The sequence below is a fragment of the Camelimonas abortus genome (assembly GCF_042432745.1).
Taxonomy (GTDB): Bacteria; Pseudomonadota; Alphaproteobacteria; order Rhizobiales; family Beijerinckiaceae; genus Camelimonas; species Camelimonas abortus.
The window spans coordinates 2,618,722-2,635,866 of sequence record NZ_JBHLWR010000006.1; the positions used below are offsets into that span (position 1 = coordinate 2,618,722).

General features: G+C 69.8%; 16 protein-coding genes. 3 read left to right on the plus strand and 13 right to left on the minus strand.

What is annotated here, in order from left to right; genetic code table 11:
• Window positions 1-116: 116 nt before the first annotated feature.
• The 12 genes from rfbA to nspC form a co-directional block, all read right to left on the minus strand.
• Window positions 117-1,004 carry a glucose-1-phosphate thymidylyltransferase RfbA gene (rfbA, locus tag ACFFJB_RS13630; RefSeq protein ID WP_376832096.1) on the minus strand — a complete coding sequence of 296 codons (888 nt, stop codon included), beginning with the start codon at window positions 1,002-1,004 and terminating at the stop codon, window positions 117-119.
• A gap of 129 nt (window positions 1,005-1,133) precedes the next feature.
• On the minus strand, window positions 1,134-2,438 hold the full coding sequence (locus ACFFJB_RS13635; protein ID WP_376832098.1) for a UDP-glucose dehydrogenase family protein: 1,305 nt from the start codon (window positions 2,436-2,438) through the stop codon (window positions 1,134-1,136).
• Between the two features lie 152 nt (window positions 2,439-2,590).
• A complete protein-coding gene (locus tag ACFFJB_RS13640; protein WP_376832100.1) occupies window positions 2,591-3,346 on the minus strand; it encodes a sugar transferase in 756 nt (251 codons plus the stop codon).
• A gap of 88 nt (window positions 3,347-3,434) precedes the next feature.
• The gene (gene mnhG / locus ACFFJB_RS13645) at window positions 3,435-3,860 is read right to left on the minus strand and encodes a monovalent cation/H(+) antiporter subunit G (protein WP_376832102.1); all 426 of its coding nucleotides are present in this window, start codon (window positions 3,858-3,860) and stop codon (window positions 3,435-3,437) included.
• Window positions 3,857-4,138, minus strand: coding sequence for a K+/H+ antiporter subunit F (locus ACFFJB_RS13650; RefSeq protein WP_376832104.1), 282 nt, complete (start codon window positions 4,136-4,138; stop codon window positions 3,857-3,859). Before ACFFJB_RS13650 ends, mnhG begins: the two co-directional genes overlap by 4 nt.
• On the minus strand, window positions 4,135-4,638 hold the full coding sequence (locus ACFFJB_RS13655) for a Na+/H+ antiporter subunit E (protein ID WP_376832106.1): 504 nt from the start codon (window positions 4,636-4,638) through the stop codon (window positions 4,135-4,137). The genes ACFFJB_RS13650 and ACFFJB_RS13655 overlap by 4 nt, the downstream gene beginning before the upstream one ends.
• Entirely contained in the window at window positions 4,635-6,323 is a 1,689-nt protein-coding gene (locus tag ACFFJB_RS13660) for a monovalent cation/H+ antiporter subunit D (protein WP_376832109.1), read from the minus strand. The genes ACFFJB_RS13655 and ACFFJB_RS13660 overlap by 4 nt, the downstream gene beginning before the upstream one ends.
• Window positions 6,320-6,658, minus strand: coding sequence for a Na+/H+ antiporter subunit C (locus ACFFJB_RS13665; protein ID WP_376832111.1), 339 nt, complete (start codon window positions 6,656-6,658; stop codon window positions 6,320-6,322). The genes ACFFJB_RS13660 and ACFFJB_RS13665 overlap by 4 nt, the downstream gene beginning before the upstream one ends.
• On the minus strand, window positions 6,658-9,645 hold the full coding sequence (locus ACFFJB_RS13670; RefSeq protein ID WP_376832113.1) for a monovalent cation/H+ antiporter subunit A: 2,988 nt from the start codon (window positions 9,643-9,645) through the stop codon (window positions 6,658-6,660). The genes ACFFJB_RS13665 and ACFFJB_RS13670 overlap by 1 nt, the downstream gene beginning before the upstream one ends.
• 207 nt (window positions 9,646-9,852) lie before the next feature.
• Window positions 9,853-10,533, minus strand: a complete 681-nt coding sequence (gene tenA, locus ACFFJB_RS13675; protein WP_376832115.1) for a thiaminase II — start codon at window positions 10,531-10,533, stop codon at window positions 9,853-9,855.
• Between the two features lie 99 nt (window positions 10,534-10,632).
• Window positions 10,633-11,871: a saccharopine dehydrogenase family protein gene (locus ACFFJB_RS13680; RefSeq protein ID WP_376832117.1), complete on the minus strand. Its 1,239-nt coding sequence runs from the start codon at window positions 11,869-11,871 to the stop codon at window positions 10,633-10,635.
• Between the two features lie 45 nt (window positions 11,872-11,916).
• Window positions 11,917-13,017, minus strand: a complete 1,101-nt coding sequence (gene nspC / locus ACFFJB_RS13685) for a carboxynorspermidine decarboxylase (RefSeq protein WP_376832118.1) — start codon at window positions 13,015-13,017, stop codon at window positions 11,917-11,919.
• A 593-nt stretch (window positions 13,018-13,610) separates the two neighbouring features.
• Here nspC and ACFFJB_RS13690 point away from each other — a divergent pair.
• Entirely contained in the window at window positions 13,611-14,105 is a 495-nt protein-coding gene (locus ACFFJB_RS13690) for a peptide deformylase (protein WP_376832121.1), read from the plus strand.
• A 331-nt stretch (window positions 14,106-14,436) separates the two neighbouring features.
• Entirely contained in the window at window positions 14,437-15,696 is a 1,260-nt protein-coding gene (locus tag ACFFJB_RS13695; protein ID WP_376832122.1) for a Glu/Leu/Phe/Val family dehydrogenase, read from the plus strand.
• On the opposite strand, the gene ACFFJB_RS13700 is transcribed toward ACFFJB_RS13695, so the two are convergent.
• On the minus strand, window positions 15,681-16,181 hold the full coding sequence (locus ACFFJB_RS13700) for a YbaN family protein (protein ID WP_376832124.1): 501 nt from the start codon (window positions 16,179-16,181) through the stop codon (window positions 15,681-15,683). The genes ACFFJB_RS13695 and ACFFJB_RS13700 overlap by 16 nt on opposite strands.
• 295 nt (window positions 16,182-16,476) lie before the next feature.
• Between ACFFJB_RS13700 and alkB the strand changes: the two genes are divergently transcribed.
• Window positions 16,477-17,142 (plus strand): DNA oxidative demethylase AlkB, encoded by a 666-nt coding sequence (gene alkB / locus ACFFJB_RS13705; RefSeq protein ID WP_376832127.1) that lies wholly within the window; start codon window positions 16,477-16,479, stop codon window positions 17,140-17,142.
• Window positions 17,143-17,145 lie beyond the last annotated feature (3 nt).

The following is a 17,145-nucleotide window of genomic DNA, read 5'->3' on the forward strand; positions in this document are numbered from 1 at the left end:
CCTGTCGCTGCATGTCGGCGGCGGCGCGCGGCGGGCGGAAAAGGCGCCCGGGGCGCCCATGCCGGCGGCCACGGGCCCGCGTCCTGCGAAAAAGCCGCCGCCGGTGGCCGCCCGGGTCAGCCCTGCGCCGGCGAACGGCCTTCGCGCGCGCGGCGGATCAGATACTGGCCGTAGCCGCTCTTGCCGAGCGCGGCGCCGAGCCGCTCCAGCTGCGCGGCGTCGATGAAGCCCTTCTCGAAGGCCACTTCCTCCGGGCAGGCGATGCGCTGGCCCTGGCGCTTCTCCAGCGTGCGCACGAAGTTGGCGGCGTCGACGAGGCTGTCATGGGTGCCGGTGTCGAGCCAGGCGAAGCCGCGGCCCATTTTCTGCACGCTGAGCTTGCCCTGCTCCAGATAGGCGCGGTTGACGTCGGTGATCTCCAGCTCGCCGCGGGCGGACGGCCTGAGACTGGCGGCGATGTCCACCACCTGGCGGTCGTAGAAATAGAGGCCGGTCACCGCCCAGTTCGAGCGCGGCCGCTCCGGTTTCTCCTCAATGCTCAGCGCCCGGCCCTGCCCGTCGAACTCGACGATCCCGTAACGCTCCGGATCGGTGACGTTGTAGGCGAACACCGTGGCGCCTTCCTCCTGCGCCGCCGCGTTGTCCAGCAGCCCGGTCAGGCCGTGGCCGTAGAAAATGTTGTCGCCCAGAATCAGAGCCGAATTGCTGCCACGGACGAAATCCGCGCCGATGACATAGGCCTGCGCCAGCCCGTCCGGGCTGGGCTGCTCGGCGTAGGAGAACGACACGCCCCAGCGCTCGCCGTCGCCCAGCAGCCGCTGGAACTGCGGCAGGTCGTGCGGCGTCGAGATGATCAGGATCTCGCGGATGCCCGCCAGCATCAGCACGCTGAGCGGGTAATAGATCATTGGCTTGTCATAAACCGGCATCAGCTGCTTGGACGTGACGAGCGTCAGCGGATGCAGCCGGGTGCCGGCGCCGCCCGCCAGGATAATGCCTTTCATCGGAGTCCGGTCCTGATGTTGCTGTTCTGGGGCAGGGACAATGGTGCAAATGTCACGTTCCGGCAAGCGCGGACGGCGCGCGGCCGGCGAAGTCACGTCCGGCCGCCTGGCGCGGGCGCGGCGCCGGCGTCAGGGGCGCCCGACGCTCGAGTACAGCAGGCCCGCTTCGGCGGCGTCCTCCGGCGGATAGATGTTGCGCAGGTCCACCAGAACCGGCTGGCGCAGGCGCCGCCGCAGCTCGCGCAGGTCGAGGGCGCGGAATGCGTCCCATTCGGTGACGATCACCAGCGCGTCGGCGCCGTCGGCGCAGGAATAGGGGTCTGGGGCGTATGCGACGTCGCGCAGGATCTGCCGCGCCTGCTCCATGCCTTCCGGATCATGGGCGACGATGCTGGCGCCGGCCTTCTGCAGCTCGTCGATGATGACGATGGAGGGCGCGTCGCGCATGTCGTCGGTGTTGGGCTTGAAGGTCAGGCCAAGAACGGCGATGCGCCTGCCGGCGACGTCGCCGCCGCAGGCGGCGATGATCCGCCCGGCCATGGCGCGCTTGCGCGCGTCGTTGACCGCCACCGTCGTCTCCACCAGGCGCAGCGGGCTGCCATATTCCTGCGCCGTGCGGACCATGGCCAGCGTGTCCTTGGGAAAGCACGAGCCGCCGTAGCCCGGCCCGGCGTGCAGGAACTTGGCGCCGATGCGCCGGTCGAGGCCGATGCCGCGGGCGACGTCCTGCACGTTGGCGCCCACCTTCTCGCACAGGTCCGCCACCTCGTTGATGAAGGTGATCTTCATGGCGAGGAAGGCGTTGGCGGCGTATTTTGTCAGCTCGGCGGTGCGCCGGCCGGTCATCACCAGCGGGGCCTGGTTGAGGAACAGCGGCCGGTAAAGGTCGCGCATCACCTCCGCGGCGCGCTCGTCCTCAACGCCGATGACGATGCGGTCCGGCCGCTTGAAGTCCTCGATCGCCGCGCCCTCGCGCAGGAATTCGGGATTGGAGACGACGGAAAACTCCGCCTCCGGCCGGGTTTCGCGGATGATCCGCTCCACCTCGTCGCCCGTGCCCACGGGCACGGTCGACTTGTTGACCACCACCGTATAGCCGCGGATGGCGCGGGCGATTTCGGCGGCGGCCTGGCGCACATAGGTCAGGTCGGCGTGGCCGTCGCCGCGGCGCGAGGGCGTTCCGACGGCGATGAACGCCACTTCCGCGTCGGCGACCGCGCCGGCGAGATCGGTAGTGAAGCTGAGCCGGCCCTGGCGGACGTTGCTGGTGACCAGCTGGGCGAGACCCGGTTCGTAGATCGGCAGCCTGCCGTCGCGCAGACCCGCGATCTTGCCGGCGTCATTGTCCACGCAGACGACGGAGTGGCCGAAATCTGCAAAACACGTTCCGGACACCAGCCCGACATAGCCGGTTCCGATCATCGCCACGCGCATGGATGCTCCGTAAGAATGTCGCGCTCTGCGCCCGGTCCGGCTGATCCGTGGCCAGGCGGCCGTCTGGCGGTCCGCGCACGCCCCATGGCCGGGCGGACAGCGGCCGTCGCGCGCCGCTCCGGAGCCGTCCGGGGCGGGCGCGCCGCCTTTTCTTACCGGGGATGGCGGCCGATGGATAGGGCGAAGGGGGCGCGTCCGCGGCCGGGGGCGCGCAGCAGCGCCAGCGGCGTGGCCAGCAGTATGCCGACGTCCAGCAGCAGCGAGCGGCGGCGGATGTAATCGAGATCGTCGTCGAGACGCGCCGCCATGGCCCGCGCGTCCGGGGTCGGGCCGATGCGCCCGCGGATCTGGGCGAGGCCGGTGAGGCCCGGAAGCGCGGCCCGGCGCAGGACGATATGCGGCAGCTCGGCCGCGAACAGGGCGTCGAGCTCGTACATGTGCGGCCGCGGGCCGACCAGCGACATGTCGCCGGCCAGCACGTTGAACAGCTGCGGCAGTTCGTCCAGCCGGCTGCGGCGCAGGAAGCGCCCGGCGCGGGTGACGGCGCCGGCGTGCGGCGGCGGCTGGATCGCCGCCAGCCGGGCGCTCCACGGGGCCCCGGCCCGGGGCGGCGGCGCCGGGCGCATGGTGCGGAATTTCAGCAGGGTGAAGGCGGCGCCGTGCAGCCCGGCGCGGCGCTGGCGGAACAGCACGGGCCCCGGGCTGTCAAGCCGGACCCACAGCGCCACCAGCGCCATCAGCGGCGCCAGCAGGATGATGAGGAAGAGGGCGACGGCGATGTCGAAGACGCGCTTGTCCGCCGGAACCGGCGCGGCCCGCCGCCCCCGCCTTCGTTTCCATGACGCCGCCGGAGCCAGGACGGGAGACGCGTCAGATGTCGGGGAGGTCTGGCGAAATGCTGCGGACATGGCGGACCTGCGCGCTGTCCGCCAATTATTGAATCAGTCCGCCAGGACTTCAATAATTTCCGGTAAATTTTCCGGCGTCTGTTTGCGGTTATTTTGTATGTCCGGGATCAGCCGGCAGGCCGCCCGGCAAAATCTCCTCGAGGGGCGGGGCCTTGTCCTTCACCAGGGGCGGCGCGTCGGTGGATTTCGGCGCCTTGCCCTCCGCGCGGTCGCGATACAGCGCCGCCTGGGTGAGCATGAGCATGGTCACCGGCGTGGTGACGGTGACGAACACGCCGATGAGAATCTCGTGCACCACCGGCCGGGTTTCGCTCACCGAGAAATAGAGCATGGAGCCGAGCAGGATGAAGCCCAGCCCCAGGGTGGCGCCGAGGGTGGGGGCGTGCACCCGCTCGTAGAAGGTGCGCAGGCGAAGCAGCCCGACGGTTCCGGTGAGGGTGAGCGCCGCCCCGGCGAGGGTGAGCAGCGCCACCAGCAGCGCCGCCCAGGCGGGCAGGGCGTGAATGGCGATCATTCGATGGCCTCCCCGCGCATGAGAAACTTGGCGAGGGCCAGGGTCGAGACGAAGCCGAGCAGCGCGATGACCAGCGCCGCCTCGAAATACAGCGTGCTGCCGGAGGAGATGCCGAACACCAGCATCAGCATCATGCCGTTCATGTAGAGGGAGTCCATGGCGAGCACCCGGTCCTGGGCGCGCGGGCCGCGGAACATGCGGACGCAGGCCAGCGCCATCGCCAGTCCCAGCATGAACTGCGCCGCCATCAGCGACCATGTCAGGATCGTCATGCTCATTCGAACACCTCGAGCAGCCAGCATTCGTAGCGTTGGGTGATGGCGTCGGCGAGCGTGTCGGCCTCCCTGCGGTCGATCACGTGCATCAGCAGCACGCCGGTGTGGGGATTGTATGACACCCACGCCGTGCCGGGCGTCGCCGTGAGGATGCAGGCGAGGACGGCGAGCGCATAGGGCGAACGGATGGTGAGCGGCACCAGCACGTGGCCGCCTTCCCGCTCCGGGCCGCCGAACAGGATGGCGCGCGCCACGCGGTAATTGGAGACGGCGATGTCCGGCAGAACGTTGGCGAGCAGGCGCAGCGCCGCCATGGGCCGGCGCAGACGCAGCGGCGGCATGTCCAGCGCGCCGAGCACCCGCGGCGCCGTGAGCGCCAGCGCCGCGCCAAGCACGATCTGCCCCGGCGACACGCTCTGGTTGAGCAGCAGCCAGACGATCAGGGTCGCCGCCGAAACGGCGGGCCACGGCAGCAGCCATGTCAGGAACCGGCGGAGACTCATCGCGCGGCGCCTCCCTTTCCGGTGTCGCGGGCGCGCGGCGCCGCAGGCCCGGTCCCGGGCGCGGCGCCCGCCGCCTGATCCTGGCGCACCGCCACCGGCTTCGCCAGCACCGAGTCGATATAGGCCTCGCGCCGGCCCAGCTGCTCGGTGGTCTCCTGGGCGAAGCGCATGGCCGGCCCGGCCTGGATGGTGAGCCCCACGCACAGCGCCAGCAGCACCAGCACGGGGCCGAACTCCAGCATGCTCACCCGCGGCGCCTCGCGCTCGAAAGAGGGCCAGAAGGTGCGCACGCCGGCGCGGGTCATGGCGATGAGCGTCGCGAGGCCGGAGACGGCGAGCACGCCCACCAGCGTCCACGCCGGCCACGCCGGGCCGGCGGCGTCGCCGGCGTTGCGCGCCTGGTCGAGCAGGGCGTCGAGCATGGCGAACTTGGCGATGAAGCCGGAGAGCGGCGGCAGGCCGGCCATCAGCAGGGCGCAGGCGATGAAGGCGAGGCCCAGCAGGGCCAGCACCGCCGGCACCGCCACGCCCGCCTCGGCGCTGTCGTCGCTGTCCTCGTCATAAACGATGCCATAGGCCTCCAGCGTCACCGCCAGCACGTCGTCGGAGCGGGCGCGGCCGCGCTCGGCCAGCTCGACCAGCAGGAAGAACGCGGCGATCGCCATGGTCGAGCTGAACAGGTAGTACAGCGTCGCGCTCATCACGTTGACGTTGCCGGCGCCGGTCACCGCGATCAGCGTGCCGGAGGAGACCAGCACGCTGAAGCCGGCAAGGCGCGCCATCGCCTGGGAGGCGAGCATGCCCACCATGCCGTAGATGATGGTGATGACGCCGCCAAGGAACAGCACCGTTCCCGCGCCGACGGCGCTGGTGGACCCGTCCGGCGAGAACAGCAGCGCCAGCCGCAGGATGGCGTACACGCCCACCTTGGTCATGATGGCGAACATGGCCGCCACCGGCGGGCCGGCGGCGGCGTAGGTGGCCGGCAGCCAGAAGCCCAGCGGCCAGATGGCCGCCTTCACCAGAAAGGCGACGCCGAGAATGGCGACGCCGGTCTGGAACAGCCGGGTTTCGTCCGCGTCGAGCCGGGGAATGCGCGCCGCCACGTCCGCCATGTTGAGCGAGCCCGCCGCGCCGTAGATCAGGCTGACGCCGATGAGAAAGGCCGAGGAGGCGACGAGGTTCACCGCCACATAATGCAGGCCCGCCTTCACCCGCGCGTGCCCCGAGCCATGCAGCGCAAGGCCGTAGGAGGCCGCCAGCATGATCTCGAAGAACACGAACAGGTTGAACAGGTCGCCGGTGAGGAAGGCGCCGTTCAGCCCGGCCAGCAGGATCATGAACAGCGGGTGGAAGAAGCTGCCCGCCTTGTGCCAGCGCGCCAGCGAAAACACCAGCGCCGCGCAGGCGAGCACCGCCGTCAGCACCAGCATCATGGCCGAGAGCCGGTCCAGCGCCAGCACGATGCCAAAGCGCGAGGGCCAGTTGCCGATCTGGTACACCTGCACGCCGCCGCCGGCGGCGCGCGCCATCAGCGCCACGGCCGCCGCCAGCAGGGCGAATGCGGCGCCCACGCTGAGCCCGGCGGTGATGCGGCCGCTGCGGCCGTCGATCACCAGCATCAGCCCGGCCACGATCACCGGCAGGACGACGGGCGCGATGATAAGGTTGTCGCTGAAGCTCACGGGCCGTCCTCCCGGCCGTCCACATGGTCGGTGCCCGTGAGGCCGCGCGAGGCCATGGTCACCACCAGCAGCAGCGCCGTCATGGCGAAGCTGATGACGATGGCGGTGAGCACCAGCGCCTGGGGCACGGGGTCGGCGAGGTCGCGCGGCGACATGGTTCCGTCAGAGAAGGCAGGCGCCGCCACCTTCAGCCGCCCCATGGCGAAGATGAACAGGTTCACGGCGTAAGAGATCAGCGACAGCCCCACCAGCACCTGGAAGGTGCGCGGACGCAGCACCAGCCAGATGCCGGAGCCGATGAGCACGCCAATGGCGAGGGCGATCACCGGCTCCATCACTTTTCTCCCTTTGCGCGCGCCGCTTTCTCCATGGTGCGGTACACGCGGATCGACTGGTGGGCGATGGCGATCAGCATCAGCACGGTGGCGCCGAACACCAGGGCGAACACGCCGATGTCGAAGACAAGCGCGCTGGCCAGCGGCGTCTTGCCGAACACCGGCAGGTAAACGTAGCGGAACGCGGTGGTGAGGAACGGATAGCCGAAGAACACCGCCGCCATGCCGGTGAGCGTCGCCAGCAGCACCCCCGCGCCGATCCAGCGCACCGGCAGCACGACGATGCGGTCCTCCACCCAGCGGGCCCCGCCGGCGATGTAGAGCAGCAGGAAGGCGATGGCGAAGGTCAGGCCGGCGATGAAGCCGCCGCCCGGGAGGTCGTGGCCGCGCAGCAGCAGGAAGCCGGCCATGGCGCAGATCACCGGAAACAGCAGGCGGATGATCACGCCGGGCGCCAGCATGACGTGGCTGTCGATGGGCGACTTCACCGGCGCGTAGCGCGTGCGGTCATACTCGATCTGGAAGCGCTTCTGGTCCGGCACCGCGAAGCTGTCGCGGGCCGGGCGGAACCGGCGCAGCAGGGCGAACACGGTGATGGCCACCGCGCCGAGCACCGTGATCTCGCCCATGGTGTCGAAACCGCGGAAATCGACGAGGATGACGTTCACCACGTTCCGGCCGCCGCCCTCACGGTAGGCGCGGTTGACGAATTCGTCGCCGATGGTGGGGCCCTGGGGCGAGGTGAGCATGGCGAAGGCGAGCGCCGCCGCGCCGGCGCCGGCGGCGATGGCGATGAACAGGTCGCGCACCCGCCGGAACCGGGCCGAAGGCTTCATGTCGCCGGGGATCAGCTCGTCGCGGCGCGGCATCCAGCGCAGGCCGAGCAGGATCAGCACCACGGTCACGATCTCCACCAGCAGCTGCGTCAGCGCCAGGTCCGGGGCCGAGTACCACACGAAGGTGATGCTGGTGGCGAGGCCGGCGCCGCCCATGAGGATCAGCGCCACCAGGCGGTGATACTTGGCCTGCCAGGCCGCGCCGACGGCGCAGGCCACGCCCACCGCCCACACCAGCAGCAGCGCCGGATCAAACATGCCGACCATGGGCGCGGAGGAGGCCAGCCACGCCGGCGACAGCCAGGTATTGGCCAGCCACGCCCACACGTTCGCCGCCGCCGCGGCGGCCGAAAAGCCGCTGTCGCGGAACGCCGGCCAGAAGCCGGCCAGCACCGCCGCCAGCACCAGCAGGCGCAGCTGCGTCTGCAGCCGGTTGGAGCCGAGCAGTTCCTCCAGCACGCGCGCCCAGCGCCACGACAGCATGGCGATGGCGCGCTCGAACAGGCGCCGGCCCGAAAGGCGGCGCAGCAGCGGCGGCCCCTCCACCTCGCCGGAGAGATAGTCCTTGAGGCCGAGATAGGTGAGCGTGCCGGCCCCAAGCGCCACGATGCTCATCAGCAGCGCCGGGTTGAGCCCGTGCCACACGGCGAGGCTGTAATGCGGGGTCTGCGCCCCCAGCACGCCGTGCGCCGCCGCGCCGAGGAACGGGCCGATGACCCAGGTGGGGAACACGCCCACCAGCACGCACATCAGCGCCAGCAGCGCCGCCGGGGCCAGCATCCACAGCGCCGGATCATGGGGAGCGCGCGGCAGGCTGGTGGCCGGCGGGCCGAAGAACACCTGGTCGATCAGGCGCAGCGAATAGGCCACCGAGAACATGCCGGCGAGCGTGGCCAGATAGGGCAGGGCGTGGTCGAACGCGGAGTCGACGTGGGTCTCCACCGTCTCGGCGAAGAACATCTCCTTCGAAAGGAAGCCGTTGAGCAGCGGCACGCCGGCCATGGCCGCGGCGGCGACGATGGCCAGGGTGGCCGTGATCGGCATGGCCCGGTAAAGCCCGCCGAGCAGGCGGATGTCGCGGGTGCCGGCCTCATGGTCGATGATGCCCGCCGCCATGAACAGCGACGCCTTGAAGGTGGCGTGGTTGATCATGTGGAAGATGGCCGCCACCGCCGCCAGCGGGCTGCCCAGCCCCAGCAGCAGCACGATCAGCCCGAGATGGCTGATGGTGGAGTAGGCGAGCAGGCCCTTGAGGTCCTGCTGGAACATGGCGAGGAAGGCGCCCACCAGCAGCGTGGCCGCGCCCACCGGCGCCAGGGTCCAGAACCACCAGTCGGAGGCGGCCAGCACCGGCCACAGCCGCGCCAGCAGGAACACGCCCGCCTTCACCATCGTGGCCGAGTGCAGATAGGCCGAGACCGGCGTCGGCGCCGTCATGGCGCGCGGCAGCCAGAAATGGAACGGAAACTGCGCGCTCTTGGTCAGCGCCCCGAGGACGAGCAGCAGCAGCGCCGGCACGTAAAGCGCGTGTTCGACGATGGCCGGGCCGGAGGCCAGCACCACGTCCAGCTCATAGCTGCCGACGATGTGACCGATGATCAGCACGCCGGCGAACAGGCACAGGCCGCCGGCGGCGGTCACCGTCAGCGCCATGCGCGCGCCGTCGCGCGCCGCCTCCTTGTGGTGCCAGTAGGCGATGAGCAGGAAGGAGAAGATGCTGGTGAGCTCCCAGAAGAACACCAGCTGGATCAGGTTGCCCGAAATCACCACGCCCATCATGGCGCCCATGAATCCGAGCAGGAACGAGAAGAAGCGCGACGCCGAATCGTCCGGCGACATGTAATACCGCGCATAAAGCGCCACGAGCGCGCCGATGCCGGACACGATCATGGCGAAGGCCCAGGCGAAGCCGTCGACGCGGATGCTGAAATTGAGGCCGTAGTCCGGCAGCCACGCGTAATGGGCGCGCAGGATCGCGCCGTCGAAAATCTCCGGACGGATCCACAGGCCGATGGCGAAAACCGCCAGCGCCGTCAGCCCCGCCAGCCACGCCTCCAGGTTCCGCCGCCCTGACGGCGTCACCGCCGCCACGAGCGATGCGGCGAACGGCAGGAGCAGCATGGCGGTCAGGAGCGTCTGGGCGTCTGGCATCAGCTATACAGGAACCTTTCAGGGAAGACCGGGGCGCCCGACATCGCCCGTGCAAGGCTGAGTTCGCTCCACCTGCGCATTATGGGTGATTTGGATCGCGGAGCGCAATGCGCTCCCGCCCCGCCTGGCCCCGCTCGCGGCGCCAGGAAACGTCAGGTTTTTGGCATGATCGCGGCGGCCCGCGGGGGGCGCCGCGATCCGCCCGCCTCAGTCGGCCAGCGTCAGGCCCATGCGCCAGAAGTCCGCCTCAAGGCGCGTGGCGTCGCGGAAGATGCGGGCCAGCTGCGCGAAGCGCTCTGGCGTCACGCCCGCGAGGCGGGCGTTGAGCCATTCACGCTCCGCCGCCGCGGCGCTCATGAAGTCATCGCCCGCGTACATCCCGATCCAGCGCATGTAGGGATTGCCCTCGCGCTTCAGGAACGGCTGGCGCAGCAGCCAGGCGGCGATCTCGCCATAGCCGATCACGCAGGGGGCGAGGGCCACGTGCAGGTCGGTGAGGTCGCCGCTGGCGCCGGCGTCGAGCACGTAGCGGGTGTAGGCCATGGTGGCGCGCGATTCCTGCAGCTGCGCCAGCTCCGTTTCGCTGATCCCCCACTCGGCGCACCAGCTCACGTGCAGGCCCATCTCCACGTCGACGATGGCCTTGAGGATCTCCAGCCCCTGGCGGAGCTCCAATATGTCGCGCGACTTGTAGACGGCGAGGCCCCAGGCGCGGGCGAAGTGGACGAGAAACAGGTAGTCCTGCTTCAGGTAGTGGCGGAAGGCTTCCTCCGGCAGCGTGCCGTCGCCCATGGCCCGCACGAAGGGATGCTCCACATAGGCGCGCCAGTCGTCGGCGCAGGCGGCGATGAGCCGGTCGAAGGGCGCGGCGCCCGCGGCGTCGGTCATGACGTTTCTCTCCCAAAATCGTTGCGCGCGGCGTGAAAGAAAAAAGGGGCCGGCGCGCGCGCCAGCCCCAATGGCATGATGTTCCGTTGCGGCTGGCGCTCAGAAGCTGAGGTCGCGGTCGCCGTCTGCGTCCCGGACGCGGCTCGGCAGGCCGATGCGGTTCAGCAGGTTGATGAACGGCTCGGCCGGGAGCTCCTCGACGTTGACCATGGTCTTCACGTCCCAGTCGCCCGTGGCGACCAGCATGGCCGCGGCCGCGGCCGGCACGCCGGCGGTGTAGGAGATCGCCTGGCTGCCGACCTCCCGGTAGGCCTCGGCGTGATCCGAGATCTGGTAGATGAAGGCCTCGGCGTCCCTGCCGTCCTTGCGTCCCCTGGCCAGCACGCCGATGCAGGTCTTGCCGGTGTAGTCCTTCGCCAGCGACGAGGGATCGGGCAGCACCGCCTTCACCACCTTCAGCGGCACCACTTCCAGCCCCTCGGCGGTGCGCACCGGCTGCTCCGACAGCAGGCCGAGATTCTTCAGCACCGTGAAGACGTTGATGTAGTGGTCGCTGAAGCCCATCCAGAACCGGATGTTCGGCACGTCGAGATTCTTCGACAGCGAGTGGATCTCGTCGTGGCCGGTCATGTAGGTGGTGCGCTGGCCCACCACCGGCAGGTCCCACTCCCTGCGGATCTCGAACATCTGGTTCATCGTCCACTGGCCGTTCTGCCAGGACCAGACGCGGCCGGTGAACTCGCGGAAGTTGATCTCCGGGTCGAAGTTCGTGGCGAAATACTTGCCGTGGTTGCCGGCGTTGACGTCGATGATGTCGATGGAGTCGGTCTCGTCCAGCCAGCGCCGGGCGAGCAGCGCGGCGTAGGCGTTGACCACGCCGGGGTCGAAGCCGGCGCCGAGGATGGCGGTGATCCCCTTCTCCCGGCAGAGGTCGCGGCGCTTCCACTCATAGTTGCCGTACCACGGCGGATCCTCGCAGACCTTCAGCGGGTCCTCGTGGATGGCCGTGTCGATGTAGGCGGCGCCGGTCTCGATGCAGGCCTGCAGCACCGACATGTTGACGAAGGCCGAGCCCAGGTTGATGACGATCCGGGCGCCCGTGCGCGTGATCAGCGCCTTGGTGGCTTCAACGTCGAGAGCGTCCAGCGCGTGCGCCTCAAGGACGCCCGGCTGCTTCATGCTCTTCTTCTCGTGAATCGACGCGATGATGTCGCGGCACTTGCTGACCGTGCGCGAGGCGATGTGGATGTCGCCGAGAACATCGTTGTTCTGCGCGCATTTGTGGGCAGTGACCTGGGCGACGCCGCCGGCGCCGATGACAAGGACGTTTTTCTTCATTTCACGCGAAAACCCCGAACCAGATGTTGAGCGGCGGTGCAGGCTTCAGGAAAGCGCTGCGGCGAAATCCTCATAACCAAATTCGCGGACCAGACGGATGGATCCGTCCAGCTCGCGAATGGCGATCGACGGCATTTTCACGCCGTTGAACCAGTTTTTCTTGACCATGGTGTAGCCGGCGGCGTTGAGGAACGAGATGCGGTCGCCGACCTGCAGCTCCTTCTCAAAGCGGAACTCGCCGAAAATGTCGCCGGCAAGGCACGACTTGCCGCACACCATGAACGTGTAGGGGCCCGCGTCCGGCGCCACGGTCGCGTGCTGGCGATAGGTCAGCAGGTCCAGCATATGCGCCTCGACCGAGGAGTCGACGATGGCGAGGCGCTTGCCGTTCTCCAGCACGTCCAGCACCGTCACCTCCAGCGTCGCGGCGTTGGTGATCGCCGCCTCGCCCGGCTCCAGATACACCTGGACGCCCCAGTCCTCCGAGAATTTCTTCAGCCGGCGGCAGAAGCCCTCAAGGTCATAGCCCTCGCCGGTGAAGTGGACGCCGCCGCCGAGGCTGACCCATTTCGCCTGGCGGAACAGCTCGCCGAAGCGCGCCTCGACCTCGCCGAGCAGCTCGTCGAAGCGCGCGAAGCTCCCGTTCTCGCAGTTGTTGTGGATCATGAAGCCGTCGATGCGGTCCATATAGGGACGCACCTTTCCGGCGTCCCACTCGCCGAGGCGGCTGAACGGCCGCGCCGGATCGGCGAGGTCGAAATCAGAGGAGGACACTCCCGGGTTCAGCCGCAGCCCGCGCTGGATGCCGGCGGCGCGGTCCGCGAAGCGCTCAAACTGGCCCAGCGAGTTGAAAATGATCTTGTCGGCGCAGGCGATCACCTCGTCGATCTCGTGGCCGGCGTAGGCGACCGAATAGGCGTGGGTCTCGCCGCCGAACTTCTCGCGGCCAAGGCGCACCTCATACAGCGACGAGGAGGTGGTGCCGTCGAGGTACTGGCTCATCAGGTCGAACACCGACCAGGTGGCGAAGCACTTGAGCGCCAGCAGCAGCTTCGCGCCGGACTCCTCCCGCACGCGCCGGACGGTCTCCATGTTGCGGAGCAGGGCGGCCTTGTCGATCAGGTAGTACGGCGTCTGGATCGTCACGTCTGCTGTCCTGTCATGCGGTCCGCCGCGGGCCTGGCGGCGGGGCGGCCATGGGCCTGAAAACATTTCGGGCCGCGCCGGCCGTCCGGCCGGAGCGGCGGTGTCGCCAGCAGCGCGGCCTGGACGGCGCGCGGCGCCGCGGCTGCGGTTTCATTTCACGTCTGGAGGGATCCGGTCCGGTCCGGCATGTCGCGACGGCCGGCGCCGGCTGGCGCCGTCAGGGCGCCTGCGGCGCCCGGCAAGCCTCTTGTCCGCGCGTTCATGCGCGCCAGTGCGGCGCGGGCGCGTGCAGCAGTCGTATCTTCCGTTTGGGAGGCTTTCAGCAGAACTGCGCCCATCCCCAATTGGAAGAGGCCGTCGTATGACATGGCGTCCTCCCCAACCAGCAGATGTTGCCCGCATCCGGCGGACGAGCGTCCCTTAATGGTCCTGAAGAAAAAACTCAAGACAGACCTGTCCGCGCCGCCGTCTTTCCGGCGCCGGGGAAGGGCGGGGGCTGACCTGCGCCGCGCGGGCGGCTAGAGCATGTCCGCGGCGCCGCTTTCCGGGCGGCGGCGCCGGCCGACGACGCGTCCCGGCCGGGAGAGCAGCCAATGACCGTCCTTCCTCCGCTGCTGTGGCCAGATCCGCGCCTCGCGACGCCGTCGCGGGAGGTGCGCGCATTCGACGCGCAGCTGCGCCGCGCCGCGGAGGACGTGCTGGAATCCATGCGCGCCGCCGGGGGCGTCGGCGCCGCCGCCGGCCATTTCGGCCTCGACCTGCGCCTGTTCGTGCTGGAGCTGCCGGAGGATCCGGCCCCGCAGTTCTTCGTCAACGCCCGGATCGTCGAAACCTCGGCGGAGACCGCCCGCCACGACGAGGGCAGCATCTCCATGCCCGGAGCGCGCTGCGAGGTGACGCGGCCGGCGCGGGCGCTGGTTCGCTGGCAGGACCTGGACGGCGCCGGCCGTCAGGCCTGGTTCGACGGCTTTCGCGCCGCCTGCGCGCAGCACGAGATCGACCAGACCGACGGCGTCTTCTGGCTTCAGCGCCTGTCCAGACTGAAGCGCGACCTGACGGTGAAACGCTGGCGCAAGCGTCAGGCGTGAGCGTGAGCCTGACTGCAGACGCGGCAAATTGGCCAGGGCCGGTGCATCTGACAATAAAATGGGCGGAAACTGCTGGAAAAGTGTGCGCGCCGTCGCTAAGGAACAGCGCGTCTGATGACGCGCCCGTGTGAGGCGGGCGCGCCCGTCCATCCCACCCCTCCAGTCGCGTGTGAGGCTGACGCGGGGTCGCGCGAAACGACAGCACCACCCGGACGGATTCGGGCGCCAGCGTGACGCTGCACTTGGGCAGCTCCGGAGGCTGACGTCTGCCCTTGGGCCAGGATGCGCCGCGGTCGCGATCAGCGCCAGACAGCTTTCAGGAATACGATCAATGGCGAAGTCCCAACTCGAACAGGCCCTGACCCGTCTCGACGACGCGGCGCGGTATCTTGATCTGGATGCGGACGTTCTGGAGAAGCTGAAATATCCGCGCGAAACCACCAAGATGCGCCTGATGGTCCGCATGGACGACGGCTCGCGCAAGTCGTTCATGGCGTGGCGCTGCCGCTATGACGACACCCGCGGCCCCACCAAGGGCGGCATCCGCTTCCATCCTGAAGCGACCATGGACGAGGTGGAGACCCTCGCCTTCTGGATGACCTTCAAGTGCGCGGTGATGAACCTGCCCTACGGCGGCGGCAAGGGCGCCGTGCAGGTCGATCCGCACGCCCTGTCCAAGGCCGAGCTGGAGCGCCTCTCGCGCGCCTACATCCAGGCCTTCGCCAATGTCATCGGCCCCGATCGCGACATTCCCGCCCCGGACGTCTACACCAACGCCATGATCATGGGCTGGATGGCCGATGAATACGCCAACATCGTTGGCAAGAGCTCGCCGGCGGTGATCACCGGCAAGCCCATCGCCCTCGGAGGCTCGCTCGGCCGTGAGGACGCCACCGCCCGCGGCGGCTTCTACCTGCTGCGCCACCTGGAGCGCGATCTCGGCGTCGCCCCGGGCTCCACCGTCGCCATCCAGGGCTTCGGCAATGCCGGAACCCACATGGCCCGCCTGGTGGCCGACGTCGGCTACAGGGTGGTGGCCGTCTCCGATTCGCGCGTCACGCTGTACCGCCGCGAGGGCCTCGACGTGGACGCCGTCCTCGCCGCCAAGGCCGGGGGATCGCTGGCAGCCCTCGCCGGCCGGGACGGCGTCGAGGCGCTGCCGCCGGAGGCCATCGTCGGCGTCGACTGCGACGTGCTCGTGCCGGCGGCCATGGAGGACCTGATCAACGCCGCCAACGCCGGCGAGGTGAAGGCCCGCGTCATCGTCGAGCTGGCCAACGGCCCCGTCACGCCGGAAGCGGACGAGATCCTGTTCAGGAAGAACGTCGTGGTGCTGCCCGACATTCTCGCCAACGCCGGCGGCGTCACCGTCTCCTATTACGAGTGGGTGCAGAACCGCCAGGGCTTCTACTGGACCGTGTCGGAGATCCACCAGCGCCTGCGCGCCAACATGGAGACCGAAGGCCGCGCCATCTGGAACCTGGCGAAGGAAAAGAACATCAGCGTGCGCAGCGCCGCCTACGTGCATGCGCTGAAGCGCCTCGCCGAGGCCATCGAGGCGCACGGCACCCAGTCCTATTTCGCGTCCTGATTCCGGTCGCCGGAGCCTTCGCGGGGCCGCAGCCCCGCCGCCGGGCGCGGACCGTCACGGTCCGCGCCCCTGCTGTTGTCGCGCCGGGCGCGCGGCGGGCCGTTCGGGCGCGACAGCACATAGGCCATCGCCGCCAGCAGCAGCGCCGCCATGGCCGCGGCGGCCGGCCAGCCGGGCCGCGCTCCCAGCCAGAACGACACGTAGCTCACGATGACGCCGGCGCAGGCCATGGCCTTGGCCGCCGGCGGGATCGCCCGGTGGGCGCGCCAGCCGGCGACGGGCGGTCCAAACACGCGGTGCGCCAGCAGCCACGCCTCCAGCCGCGGCGACGAGCGGGCGAAGCACGCTGCGGCGAGGAGCAGGAACGGCGTCGTCGGCAGCAGCGGCAGCGCCGCGCCCACCGCTCCCAGCGCCACGAAGAAAAGGCCGGCGCCGGCCCACGCCAGCCGGCGGATGCGCGCGCGCCGTCTGGCCGGTTCCGTCATTCCGCTCCTTGCCTCATCATGGGGACGCGTGTGGTCTGCGCCTGCGTCTCGCCCGAACCGGGTCGCGCGTAAACCCCGTCGCGCATGAATCGCCGGGCGCCGGCTCAGGCCCCCTGTGGGCGCGGCGGCGCCGGCCCGCGGCGGGGCGTTCGCCGCCGCCCGGGCGAATGCGCGTCTGTTCGCGCCCGCCGTGCGGAAACCGGCGGGGCCGGCCGCGCGTTCCCTGACCGCCGCCGGCGGGGAGGGCGCGACGCCAGGGCGCGGCCGCCCGCCCAGGCTGTGGAGACATGCGTTCATGGACCTGTTCGATTTCGCCGCCGCGGCCGCGCCGCAACCCTCCGCGCCCGCGCCCATCGGTCCCGGCGCCGTGCTGATGCGCGGGCGCGCCGCCGCCGTGGCGGACGCGCTGTTGCGGGAGATCGCCGCCGTGGCGGAGGCGGCGCCGTTCCGGCGCATGCGCACGCCCGGAGGCTTTGAAATGTCCGTGGCCATGACCAGCTGCGGCGCGGCCGGCTGGGTCACCGACCGGCGCGGCTACCGCTACGAGCGGGCCGATCCGCTCAGCGGCCGGCCGTGGCCGGCCATGCCGGAGACGTTCCGCGCCCTGGCGCGGGACTGCGCCGCGGAAGCCGGCTATCCGGACTTCGCCCCGGACGCCTGTCTCATCAACCGCTACGAGCCCGGCGCCCGCATGTCGCTGCACCAGGACAGGGACGAGCATGACCTCGCCCAGCCCATCGTATCGGTGTCGCTGGGGCTGCCGTGCGTGTTCCAGTTCGGCGGGCCGGAACGCGCCTCTCCGGTGGCGAAACACGAGCTGCGCCACGGCGACGTGGTGGTGTGGGGCGGCCCCTCGCGGCTGTTCTATCATGGCGTGCTGCGCCTGAAGCAGGGCGAACATCCGGCCACCGGGGCGGCGCGTTACAACCTGACCTTCCGCAAGGCGCTGAAACCGGCGTGAGGC